Origin of the sequence: Maribacter sp. 4G9 (assembly GCF_002742265.1) — a bacterium.
Classification (GTDB): domain Bacteria; phylum Bacteroidota; class Bacteroidia; order Flavobacteriales; family Flavobacteriaceae; genus Maribacter.
Map to the genome: position 1 here is coordinate 166595 of NZ_MDGL01000126.1, position 14244 is coordinate 180838.

The following is a 14244-nucleotide window of genomic DNA, read 5'->3' on the forward strand; positions in this document are numbered from 1 at the left end:
CTATGAATAGGGAGAATGTAAGTATTTTTTCACAGTTTAAAGAGATTTATTAACAACTTATCCGAATTAAACAATACTTGAATTTTAAGAACGTATCTTGCATGCAATTTCCCTTTAGGAGAATCCCAAATCCTACAACCCGTGACTTACATGCTTTGGTGATATGTTTTAAAACTTATCATTATGCAAATAAAAAATTTAGGCAATAGAATATTTGTTTCTAAGTCGAAACATTGGATGATTCTTTTCACGTTCTTAATTGGTTTTCTTGCCGCAAATGCTCATTTGGTAATTGGCTCCAAACTAAATAACCCACATTCCAATAGCGGTATATTGGAGGGGAACTATAATGATTGTAACGACTATCAGTTTTTGGAATTGTTTACTAAGGATTTTGACATTTCTGAATTAAATCAGAATAACATTTATGAAGAATTTGAACAGGATATTAGCAGTAAATGGAACTTGCCTCAGGGAAGTGTTATTGTATCTGTCAGTTTTGGGAATCAAAATGTTTATGGGAATTTCTTTTCTGTTAACCAGAACAATTCATTGGTTTTCAGTTTTTCAGGAACAACCCCCGTTTATGTAATCGCCGAACACTCCAGGTATTTGCAGGCTCACAAGCGTGATGGAATCGAGGCCTTTGATAATGTTGGTTACATCCTAAGTACTGATGATTTGCCAAATACAATTCAATCCGTTACCAACATAAACGAATATTATGTTGAAAATATTTCTAGTAATTCTTTTTTTCTTCCTGAGGCGGCGAGATGGTATTCGAAGAAGAATGTCAGTTTACTTAAATTTTTTACTACTTCTACAAATTTGGAAAATTGGGTCCATTTGTACATTAAGCCTGATGTTTGTGCTACAATTGACACCGATGGTGACGGGGTTCCTGATAGTGCCGATCTGGACGATGACAACGACGGTATATTGGATACGGTGGAGGATTCCAACCTTGACGGAGACAATGACCCGTTGACAAATCCATTAGATTCCGATGGTGACGGATACCCAAATCATTTGGACATCGATAGCGACAATGACGGAATCCCGGACAATGTGGAGGCGCAGACGACTTCAGGGTACATTGCCCCCAACAATGACGATGATGCAACCTATCTAAGCAATGATGGCGTGAACAGCGCCTACCTCGGAGGACTCACCCCTGTCAATACGGACGGTACCGATGAAGTCGACTATTTGGACGACGACTCCGACAATGATCTGGTACCGGACAACAACGAGGGGAACGACTTCAATTTTGACGGTATCCCGGACCAAAACTTTACGGGTATCGATACCGATGGTGACGGACTGGACGACGGCTATGAGGGTAATGATGTCAACGACGGTTTCGACGTGAACGATGAGATTGACAATCCGGCGAATGATCTACCTGACACGGACGGAACCGAGGACGTGAACTATCGCGATTTGGATGACGATGGGGACGGTATCGACACACCCGACGAGGACCAAGACAGGGATGGCGACCCGACTAATGATGATACGGACAACGATGGAACTCCGGATTATTTAGATCCAACGACAGACATTGTTGACGTTGTGGACGACGAGGTCTCTATTCCTGAGGACACTACAACTGAAATAGACGTATTGGAGAATGATATAAACATCCCTTCGGATGGAGAACTTACTGTGACGCAGCCAACCAATGGAACAGTGGAGATAAACGATGGCGGAACACCGGACGACATCACGGATGATGTACTAATGTATACCCCGGATTCCGGTTTTAACGGAACGGACACCTTTGAGTATACGGTTTGTGATACGGAAGGTAACTGTGATACCGCTACTGTAACCATAACGGTGGGAACACCTCAGATGCTGGATGCGGTGGACGATGAAGTTTCCACGCCACAGGATACGGTTGTCGATATCGATGTATTGGCCAATGACACGGGTATTCCAGCGGATGGTGAATTGACCGTAACTGATCCTGCAAATGGAACAGTGGAAATTAACGATGGTGGAACACCGGACGACATCACGGATGATGTACTAATTTATACCCCGGATACCGGTTTTAACGGAACGGATACCTTCGAGTACACGGTTTGTGACTCGGAAGGAAACTGTGATACAGCTACGGTTACGATAATCGTTGGTACACCACCGGTATTGGATGTAGTAGATGACGAAGTAAATACACCTCAGGATACGGCCGTAGAAATAGACGTTTTGGCAAACGACACGGGAATTCCAGCGGATGGGGAATTGACCGTAACTGATCCTGCAAATGGAACAGTGGAAATTAACAATGGCGGAACACCGGACGATATCACGGACGATATTTTATTTTACATCCCCGATTCCAGTTTCAACGGAACGGACACCTTTGAGTATACGGTTTGTGATAACGAAGGAAACTGTGATACCGCCACAGTAATCATTACGGTGGGAACACCACAGATGTTGGACGTAGTCGATGATGAGGTTTCAACACCGCAAGACACAGTAACGGATATTGATGTTTTAGCAAATGATGTGGGGATACCAGCAGATGGGGAACTTTCGGTTACGGAGCCAAGCAATGGAACCGTAGCCATAGATGATGGTGGAACACCGGACGACATCACGGATGATGTACTAATCTATACCCCAGATGCCGGTTTCAACGGAACGGATACCTTTGAGTATACGGTTTGTGATACGGAAGGTAACTGTGATACCGCTACGGTAACTATAAATGTGGGTACGCCACAGATGTTGGATGTCGTCGATGACGAAGTCTCCACACCACAGGATACCTCCATCCAAATAGATATACTGAATAATGATATGGGAATACCTACGGATGGGGAATTAACGGTAACTGACCCAGCAAATGGAACAGTGGAAATAAACGACGGCGGAACCCCGGACGATATTTCAGATGATACGGTAACCTATACTCCACGGGAAGGATTTAATGGAACGGATAGTTTTGAGTATACGGTTTGTGATGCAGAAGGTAACTGTGATACGGCGACCGTAAGTGTTTTGGTAGAGGAAATTATTAGCCTAAAGGTCGAGGTAAATCAATTGTTGACACCCAATGGCGACGGTAAAAATGATTTTCTATTTATCCGAGGTACGGAAAATATAAGACAAAGTACCTTGAAAATTTTTAATAGATGGGGAGTTTCGGTTTACGAAGGGGAAAACTATAATAACCAAAATAATGTTTTTGATGGCCGTTCAAGGGGCCGATCTACTCTGAGCGTGGAAGATTATTTACCTTCGGGGGTATACTTTTACATATTTAACTATACGACTTTGGAGGGGGAAAGTTTTGTGGATAGTGAGTATATTTACATCAGCAGATAAAAGCATAACTATATGAAAATCAGATACTGTATTCTAACTTTTTTAGCTGTTACTTTTATCTTTTTAAATGGGGCAAGCGCGCAACAGGATGCGCAATATACTCAGTACATGTACAATACCATGACTGTTAATCCTGGCTATGTAGGATCTAGGGGGCAATTAAGTATGGCAGGACTATACCGTTCTCAATGGATCGGATTGGAAGGTGCGCCAAGTACGTTTACCTTAAACCTACATTCCCCTATCAGAAACAGCAAATTGGGCTATGGGGTGTCCATTGTAAATGACGAAATTGGAGATGGTACGGTACAGGAGACTTATTTGGATGCAATGGTTTCCTATACCATAGATGTTTCAAGGGAGGCAAAACTTTCATTTGGACTTAAGGCGGGTGGCAATATTCTGAGCCTAGACTTTAATAAACTAAGAAATTTTGATGCGGAACCTGTAAGTACGGATAATATCGAAAATAGGTTTTCGCCAAATTTTGGATTGGGGATGTACTACCATACCAATAATTTCTATCTAGGTTTATCCGCTCCAAATCTATTACAGACGGAACACTTTGATAATTCCCAAACTGATGCAAATGCCTTGGAATTTTTATCGAAAGAAAGAATCAATTTTTATGTCATTACCGGTTATGTGTTTGACCTGAACGGAAATTTAAAATTTAAACCGGCACTTTTGACCAAGGTGGTTGGAGGGGCCCCTTTACAGGTGGACCTGTCTGCCAATTTTATGTTCAATGATAAATTTACCTTTGGTGCGGCATACAGATGGGACGCTGCAGCAAGTGCTTTGGTAGGTTTTCAAATATCCGAACAGTTTTTGTTAGGATTGGCCTATGATAGGGAAACTACGGAACTTGGTGGAACCCAGTTCAATGATGGCTCTTTTGAAGTCTTTTTAAGGTTTGAGTTGGTCAGATCTTTTCAACGTTTGGTATCACCTCGATTCTTCTAAAATATGCACATGTTTAAAAAAGTATTTATCCTTTTTTTGATAATAACCACTCAATTGGCTTCTGGACTATCATTTGCCCAAGAGCGGTATTTAAAAAAGGGAAATGAGAAGTACGAAGAGTATTCCTTTAGTCCGGCCATCGATATTTATAAAAAGGTCTTGGACAAAGGGTATGTATCGGCTGATTTACTGCGAAAATTGGGCAATTCGTATTACTATAATGCCGAATATAAGGAAGCAGGTGAAACCTTTGATAGACTGGTGAATGAATTTCAATCGGAAGTAACCGCAGAAGATTATTTCAAATATGCCCAAACCTTAAAATCCTTGAAGAAATATGATAAGGCAGGTGAAATAATGGCTAGGTTCTCAGAAATCACTTCCAATGATGTAAGGGCACAACAATATAAGAGTACAGAGGATTACCTGGCTGAAATTAAAAGGAATTCTGGTAGATATGAAATAAAAAACTTTTCATATAATTCGGCATATTCAGATTTTGCTCCGTCTTTTTATGAACAGGGGCTTATTTTTTCTTCCGATAGGGACACAGGGAACTTTGCCAGAAATAGACATACATGGAACGGGAAGGATTTTTTGGATTTATATAAAGTAGATGCCGATAGTGCATCCCTAAACAAGGTCGTCAAGTTGGATGAATATGTAAATACCCGTTTACATGAATCTACCTCCATAACAACCAAGGATGGTCAGACCCTATATTTTACTAGGAATAACATTATAGAAGGTAAATATAAAAAAGATGAGCAGGGCATCATTAGGCTGAAAATTTTTAGAGCACAAATGATGGAAGATGGTACTTGGGGAGAGGTAGAGGAACTTCCTTTTAATAGCGATTCATATTCTGTTGCACACCCTGCCTTGAGTCCGGATGAAAAGACCTTATACTTTGCATCGGACATGCCAGGGACTCTAGGTGCTTCTGATATTTTTATGGTGGAAATTAACAAGGATCGTACTTTTGGTACCCCGGTAAATCTTGGAAGTAATATAAACACAGAGGCCCGGGAAACATTCCCTTTTGTAACCGAAGAGGAGATACTCTATTTTTCTTCGGATGGACATCCGGGATTGGGCGGTTTGGATGTTTTTGGGACAAAAATAAAGCGTAAGGACTTTAATGGCAACGTTATGAACGTTGGCGATCCCGTTAATAGCGTTAAAGATGATTTTACCTTTATTTTTAGCGAGGAAAACAAAAAAGGTTATTTCGCCTCCAATAGGGAAGGGGGAATGGGCTATGATGATATTTATGGGTTTGTAGAGAATGAACTCTTGGTATTTGATTGCATCCAACAAGTAACGGGAACGGTAAGGGATAAGATTTCCAATCAAGTATTGGTTGGTGCCACTATTAAGGTAATCAATGAGGACAATGAAGAGCTCTTATCGACGATTACGGATTCTAAGGGAACCTATAGTCTAGTGCTGGATTGCAATCAGGGTAATTTTGTTAGGGCTTTGATGGAAGGATATACGCCTCATGAAGAGTATATTGGAGTATCTGATGGTAAACCAAAAATCATTGATTTTTATTTAGAAAGGGACCGTATAACGGCCGGATATGGCGACGACTTGGCAAAACTCTTGCAATTAAGTACGATTTATTTTGATTTTGATAAATACAATATAAGAAAGGACTCTGAAGTAGAGATAGAAAAGGTAATTGCGGCCATGGAAAAATATCCTAGTTTGAAGATTAAGGTCAATTCCCATACGGATAGTAGGGGGCCTGCTGCCTATAATTTATGGTTATCCCAAAAAAGAGCGGAATCTACTGTTAATTATATGGTGAAAAAGGGCATTTCAAAAGACCGGTTGTTAAGTGAAGGTTTTGGGGAATCAAAATTGTTGAATGAATGTGCTGATGGAGTACCATGTTCTGCTGCCAAACACGATGTTAATAGAAGGTCTGAATTCATTATTTTCGAATAATATCACTAAATAATCTAAAGATTTAAAAGACAGCCTATTGGCTGTCTTTATCGTTCTGGAAGCCTCAAATATGAGTGAATAACGTTTTTCAAGAGCTACACTTCATCGCTAAGCTCTTTCACAACAATTGTTTATTGGTACTTTCCCCAAGTATTAACTTCGTTTATTATTCTAGTTGAATTAAAATGAAGTCTTTTCCATTATTCATAATTCTTGTCTTGACCATGGCTTGTCAAATCGCTATTGGGCAGGATACCTATAGGGACAATTTTAGCTCAGCTTCGTATTCTAACAATGACGGAAACCAAAATTTTAGTACCAGTTGGATTGAGCAGAATGATAATAATAGCGCCAATAACGGATCAACTAGAATAACTTCCGGTCGCTTGCGATTTTCAAATAGTGATGATGATTGGATTTATAGGTTTGTACCATTGGCCGGTGCCTCTAATGCCCAACTCACATTGGATTTTGATGGAACATCCAGAGGTGGGGAGATTATGGATGTTTTTATATATAACAGCAATACAGCATTTTGGAATCTGGTAGGCAGTATTGATAGCAATACCACAGGTACATTACTTATAACCTTACTGCGGCGGAAATCAATTCAAATCCGGCTATAATTTTCTTTCCAAGGGATACAGACTGGAAAAATGGGGATACTATTTTTATTGACAATGTGTTATTTACGGCATTTTTTAATCCTATAGTTGAAGTGACTGATGTCTCTGTGAGTGAAACCGCAGGAACCGTTGATATTTCGGTTACCCACAGCAGTGGAACCGTGGGAGGGGGTTTTACGGTAGATTTTCAAACGATAAATGGTACTGCAGTAAGTGGATCGGACTATACTTCTACCTCTGGAACTATAAATTTTAGTGGTACGCCAGGTGATACAGAAACTGTTACAGTTCCAATTTTGGATGACAGTTCAGTTGAGGGGCCAGAAAATTTCATATTGGATTTGGTTGGCTCAAGTAATCCTTCAGTTGATATAACAGATACCGGTGTAATTACTATAGACGATGATGAAGTACCTGTAAATGCACCATTGGTATTGGTACAGGAATTTAATGGAAACTTTGACTTCACTTCAACCGGCGGGTCGTTACGTACGCTTCCCAATAGTACGAGCAGTCCTAACGATGCTTGTCAAATACAAACATCTTCTCAAGCACCATTATTGGTAGATATCCCTGTAGGAGCGAACATTGAAAAAGCATACCTCTATTGGGCACATTCTAATATTACTTTGGATATGAATGTTACCTTTGAGGGGCAAAATGTAACAGCGGACCAGGCTTATTCATCATTTATCACCACGAGGCAGTTTAATGGTTACGTAAGTGATGTTACTTCAATTGTTCGGGCAAAGGCAAATTTAAACACTGCTGATTTTACGTTCACTGATTTAGATGTCGATAATTCTGCTAACTATTGCGGTTCCTCCACCGTATTGGGGGGATGGGCACTGATGGTATTCTATGAAGAATCTTCTTTACCTGTATCAGCCATTAATGTCTACCAAGGTTTTTATGGAATAAGCGACGACACCAATAGTTATACTCTAGACAGTTTTTATGCTATTAGCGGAGCAGGTTCCAAGGCATCCTTTCTCTCTTGGGAAGGTGATGAGAATATCGTAGGTGCGGGTACCGGATCAGTTGTAGAAAATCTTTCCATTAGTGTGCCAGGAGATCCCGCTGTTAATTTGACTGGGGATGGCGGTCAAACCGGAAACAACCCATATAATAGTACAATTTATGACAATACTACACCTACAACCATAAATATTACAACCTCTTACGGTTTGGATTGGGATACTTATGACTTAACTAGTATTCTAGATCCTGGGGATACTCAATTTACGGCCAATGTAGCCATGGGTCAGGATTTTGTTATCTCCAATGCTGTGGTACTTAAGGTTCAGTCCAATTTGATTGCGGGTACCGTTTTTGAGGATGTTAATTATGGGGGTGGTAGTAGTAGAAATATGGCAACAGCTTCGGGGGTTCCAGTCGTTGGTGCCACAGTTGAAATCTTTGATAATTTTGGAAATCTATGGAATTCCACTACAACGGATTCCAATGGCGATTACTCTTTTGGGGGCATGGCAGATGGCACATATAATATCCGTGTGGTAAATTCTACTGTTAGGTCAAGCAGGGGAGGGGGAAGTGCCTGTTCCACTTGTTTGCCAATACAAACGTACAGGACATCACATAACGGTACCTCATATAATTATATTACCAGTGAAATTGGTGGAGCATTACCAAGCCAACAAGATGTCGGAGCCGGAATTTTTTCTGGTGCTCAAACAACTAGTTCCGTGACTATTGCTGGGGGAGGACTTGGTAACATCGATTTCGGTTTTAATTTCAATACAATTGTTAATACCAATGAAGACGGTCAAGGATCGTTGGAACAGTTTATCGTAAATTCCAATAATTTGGATGAGACAGGTCTTGATATTGAGGCCAATGCCCTATTTGATCCAGCTTCGGGTGAAGATACGTCTGTTTTTATGATACCATCCTCTGGCGATTCACTTGGTAGATCAGCGGATTCCAATTATTCTGGAGGGTATTTTGATATTTTTATATCCAATGTAAACCCTCTTTCAAATATTACTTCGGATAATACTAAAATTGATGGGCGTACTCAGACAGCATATTCTGGTAACACTAATACCGGTTCCATAGGTGCCGGGGGCAGTTCGGTAGGTACATCTGCCATTGTTTTGCCCAATTATGACTTGCCAGAAATACAGGTCCATAGGAATGGTGGTGATGTGTTTAAAATTAATGCGAATAATACCCAAATTAGGAACCTCTCGATATATGCCAATAACAACGCTGGCATCAGAATAGATGGTGGAAGTATTGATGTTCAAAACAACCTTTTGGGGGTAAATGCTACTGGAGTAAATGCAGGTGATATCGACATAGCTGTGGAGAATTTAGGTGGAAATGTATTGGTCGATTCCAACTATATTGCCACCAATACGGACACTGGGATACTAGTTAATGGTGGAACGTCAAACATTATCCAGAATAATCATATTACCTCAAATGGAGATGCGGCCTGTGATGACAATATTATGATCAACGGGGGCAGTGGTATTGTGATACAACAAAATTTGATAGAGAATGCGGCCTCCTTGGGTATAGATGCGGCCTCATCATCGGGAAATCTTATTATTTCGGAAAATACGATTACTGGATCCGGTCAAGACGGTGGAAATTGTGGTACTGGAGCAGAGGACATGGGGATTGAATTAGCAGGCAGCAACTCACAGATAACCAATAATGTGATACATAATAATGGGAGTGCCGGTATCGCTCTAGTTGGTTCTGGAATTGGTAATCTTATAAGTCAAAACTCATTTTATGCAAATGGTACCAATGCACCCGCTTTGGGTATAGATATTTTAGGCGATGGGGTCACATTGAATGACCTAAACGATGCCGATGGAGGACCTAATGGCAGCCTCAATTTCCCTATAATATCTGGTGTTTATGGGAGCAGTACGAGCATAACCATAGAAGGTTGGTCGCGTCCTGGAGCTACCTTGGAGTTTTTTATGACCGATATCAACGAGGGTACGGCCAATGCAGGGGACAACCAACTAGGTCTTTTAAGGGATTATGGGGAAGGTCAGGTGTACGTTGCGACCATGGTGGAAGGTGGTGGATCGGATTTGGACTCAAAGGTGTTACCCTATACGGATACCGATGGAAATACGGACAATACCAATAAGTTCAAGTTTAGCATCGCCTTGCCTCCTGGTGTCAACATTGGAGAATTAATAACGGCAACGGCTACCATTTCAAATAGCACTTCTGAATTTTCTCCTTTAAGCGAAATTAGGGCAAACTCCTTAATTACAAATAAGAGGATTACCTACCGTATAAAAAAGAATTAAATAGTTGGAAGGAAGCTATTGGTAAGTGTAGTTTTTGGACTACATATGGCCCTTTTTAAAGCACTGTGAATATTGGGCTTATCGATAAAGTGCCCATCTTTTTTTGAGCTTTTTTAAAAGTTATAACCTCATTTTTCAAGAGCTAGACCGTGTGAAATTCCACTTACACAACAAATATTTCACTAGGCTAGCTGTAAATCTAATTTTGTAAAGAATTATTATGCCATGGTCTATCTGCGGTTGAAATTGAGCACCTGGCAAATATGGATTTGAACAACAGTAATAATAAGGTCAATTTTAAAATGACAAAGTATTTAAGTAAACATAAGGCGATGGACAAAAGAATTTTATGGATATTTTTATTGCTATCCGGAATAACGTTCGCACAAACAACCGTAACACTTGAAGATCAGTGTAACTGTGAGGTATTGCAGGGTACGGCGGTAACCACCGCTGGTGCTAATACTCCAGGTGGGGCAGATCTTGGTGATTTGTACGTGAATACCAATACGGGTACCATCTTTTTTTGGGACGGTAATTCCTGGGAATTGACCTCAAGTGATAATAACACTACTAATGCTAGTTTTACTGAGAACGGCACGGACCTAATATTGACGGACAGCGACGGTAATTCGTTAACTGTAGCACTAGCAGATATCGCTGCTGCAATCGACACCAATACGACCAATAACGCTTTTTTGGTTATGGGTACAGATTTAGTCATGGTAGATTCTGACGGCAATATGGTAGGCATTCCATTGGCACAAATAGCCGCCCTGACCGACACGAACACCACGAACACGAGCTTAACGGAGGACGGCACGAATATAATATTGACGGATTCCGATGGCGGAACGGTAACCTTGGCCTTGGCCGATATTGCCGCTGCCACGGACACGAACACGACCAACGCGACCTTCGCGGTAGTCGGCACGAACCTGGTCATCACGGACAGCGACGGCAACACGGTGAGCGTCCCCGTAGCGGACATCGCGGCATTGACGGACACGAACACCACGAACACCGGCCTAACGGAGGACGGTACGAACCTTATATTGACGGACAGTGATGGCGGAACGGTAACGGTGGCCCTGGCGGACATCACCGCCGGAGTGGACACGAACACCACGAACACGAGCTTAACGGAAGACGGCACGAACCTTATCTTGACGGATTCCGATGGTGGAACGGTAACGATTCCATTGGCGGACATCGCCGCTGCTACGGACACCAATACGACCAACGCCACCTTCGCGGTAGTCGGCACGGATTTGGTCATCACGGACAGCGACGGCAACACGGTGAGCGTCCCCGTAGCGGACATCGCGGCATTGACGGACACGAACACCACGAACACCGGCCTAACGGAGGACGGTACGAACCTTATATTGACGGACAGTGACGGCAACACGGTAACGATTCCATTGGCGGACATCGCCGCTGCCACGGACACCAATACGACCAACGCCACCTTCGCGGTAGTCGGAACGGATTTGGTCATCACGGACAGTGATGGCGGAACGGTAACGGTGGCCCTGGCGGACATCACCGCCGGAGTGGACACGAACACCACGAACACGAGCTTGACCGAGGACGGCACGAATATAATATTGACGGATTCCGATGGCGGAACGGTAACCTTGGCCTTGGCCGATATTGACACAAATACAACAAACGATAGATTGGAAATCAACGGTTCCAATTTGGAACTGGAAGATTCAGACGGTACTATATTATCCGTTTCCCTTGCAGCGTTGGCCGCTGCGACGGATACAAACACAACGAATGCTACCTTCGCGGTATCGGGTACTGATCTTGTCATCACCGATAGCGACAACAATACGGTGAGCGTTCCCTTAGCGGATATTACCGCGGGGGTCGACACTGATGAGCAGGATTTAGAGCTGGACGGCTCGAATATATTGAGTTTGACCAACGACGCTACGCCCGTTGACCTGAGTGGGTACTTGGACAATACGGACGACCAGACTGCCTCCGAGGTGAACATCGCGGATGCCGGTGGAAACTTCACCGCTACTGACGTAGAGGGTGCTTTGTCGGAACTTGCAGCGGGCAGCACTGACGACCAGAATTTAACGGGAGCCACCTTGGACGGCAGCAACCAGTTACAGATAGATATTGAAGGGGGTAGTTCGGCTACTGTGGACCTATCGAGTTTAGTGGGTACGGACGACCAGACGGCCTCAGAGGTTAATATCACGGACGCTGGCGGCAACTTCACCGCTACTGACGTAGAAGGCGCATTGTCCGAACTTGCTGCGGGCAGCACGGATGATCAAAACCTAACGGGAGCCACCTTGGACGGCAGCAACCAGTTACAGATAGATATCGAGGGCGGAACCTCGGCCACTGTGGACCTATCGAGTTTGGTGGGCACGGACGACCAGACGGCCTCGGAGGTGAATATCACTGATGCCGGAGGCAACTTTACGGCCACGGATGTAGAGGGGGCCTTGTCTGAACTTGCAGCGGGCAGCACGGATGACCAGAATTTGACGGGAGCAACCCTTGACGGTAGCAACCAGTTACAGATAGATATTGAAGGAGGTAGTTCGGCCACGGTCGACCTATCGAGTTTGGTGGGTACGGATGACCAAACAGCTTCCGAAGTGAATATTACGGACGCGGGCGGCAACTTTACGGCCACGGATGTAGAGGGGGCCTTGTCGGAACTTGCAGCGGGCAGCACGGACGACCAGAACTTGACTGGAGCTACCTTGGACGGCAGCAACCAGTTACAGATAGATATCGAGGGCGGAACCTCGGCCACTGTGGACCTATCGAGTTTGGTGGGCACGGACGACCAGACGGCAGGTGAGGTGACCTATGACAACTCCACCTCCGGTCTAACGGCAGGCGACGTACAGTCGGCCATCGACGAGGTCGTAGCGGGAAGCACGGACGACCAGAACATAAGCGGTTCCAGCTTTAATGGTGCTACGAACGAACTTACCATCGGCATAGAGGGTGGAACTTCGGAGACGGTTGATTTATCCGGACTTGTCGGCACGGACGACCAGAATTTAATTGGAGCTACCTTGGACGGCAGCAACCAGTTACAGATAGATATTGAAGGGGGTAGTTCGGCCACTGTGGACCTATCGAGTTTGGTGGGCACGGACGACCAGACGGCAGGTGAGGTCACCTATGACAACTCCACTTCGGGCCTTACGGCAGGGGACGTACAGTCTGCCATCGACGAGGTCGCAGCGGGAAGCACGGACGACCAGAACATAAGTGGTTCCAGCTTTAACGGCGCTACGAACGAACTTACCATCGGCATCGAGGGAGGTACTTCCGAGACGGTGGATTTATCCGGACTTGTCGGCACCGATGACCAGACGGCAGCTGAAGTGACCGTTGCTGATGTAGGAGGAAACTTCGCCAATACTGAGGTAGAGGGTGTACTCGAAGAAATTGATGCTCGTATAGATGCGCTTGTACTTGCAGGTGGTTCAGATGGGAACGACTTTGTTACTGGAGGCTCGTTATCAGGTACCGACCTTACATTGAACGTTCCAAATCAGATAGATCCTGTAATTGATCTGTCGGGACTTCAAGATGGTACAGGAACCGACGACCAGAATATCAGTGGTTCGAGTTTCAACGGCGCTACGAACGAACTTACCATCGGCATCGAGGGAGGTACTTCCGAGACGGTGGATTTATCCGGGCTTGTCGGCACCGACGACCAAACAGCTTCCGAAGTGAATATTACGGATGCAGGTGGAAACTTCACGGCAACCGATGTAGAAGGTGCTTTGTCGGAACTTGCAGCGGGCAGCACGGATGACCAGAACTTGACGGGAGCTACCCTTGACGGTAGCAACCAGTTACAGATAGACATCGAGGGCGGAACCTCGGCCACTGTGGACCTATCGAGTTTGGTGGGTACGGATGACCAGACGGCCTCGGAGGTGAACATCACTGATGCCGGAGGCAACTTTACGGCCACGGATGTAGAGGGGGCCTTGTCTGAACTTGCAGCGGGCAGCACGGATGACCAGAACTTGACGGGAGCTACCCTTGAC

The 14244-nt window shown here is 44.0% G+C and carries 6 protein-coding genes; all 6 read left to right on the top strand.

Going from position 1 to position 14244, the window contains the following annotated elements; all coding sequences use genetic code 11:
- Positions 1–183: 183 nt before the first annotated feature.
- Positions 184–3342, top strand: a complete 3159-nt coding sequence (locus BFP75_RS13100) for an Ig-like domain-containing protein (RefSeq protein WP_123803450.1) — start codon at positions 184–186, stop codon at positions 3340–3342.
- Positions 3343–3354: 12 nt separating this feature from the next.
- Positions 3355–4308: a type IX secretion system membrane protein PorP/SprF gene (locus BFP75_RS13105; RefSeq protein ID WP_099545822.1), complete on the top strand. Its 954-nt coding sequence runs from the start codon at positions 3355–3357 to the stop codon at positions 4306–4308.
- A 9-nt stretch (positions 4309–4317) separates the two neighbouring features.
- A complete protein-coding gene (locus BFP75_RS13110) occupies positions 4318–6264 on the top strand; it encodes an OmpA family protein (RefSeq protein ID WP_099545839.1) in 1947 nt (648 codons plus the stop codon).
- Between the two features lie 185 nt (positions 6265–6449).
- Positions 6450–6890: a hypothetical protein gene (locus BFP75_RS13115; RefSeq protein WP_123803452.1), complete on the top strand. Its 441-nt coding sequence runs from the start codon at positions 6450–6452 to the stop codon at positions 6888–6890.
- Positions 6891–6997: 107 nt separating this feature from the next.
- Entirely contained in the window at positions 6998–10192 is a 3195-nt protein-coding gene (locus tag BFP75_RS13120; protein ID WP_123803454.1) for a Calx-beta domain-containing protein, read from the top strand.
- Positions 10193–10524: 332 nt separating this feature from the next.
- Positions 10525–14244: beta strand repeat-containing protein (locus tag BFP75_RS13125; protein WP_133118655.1), on the top strand; the 3720-nt coding region annotated here is incomplete at its 3' end.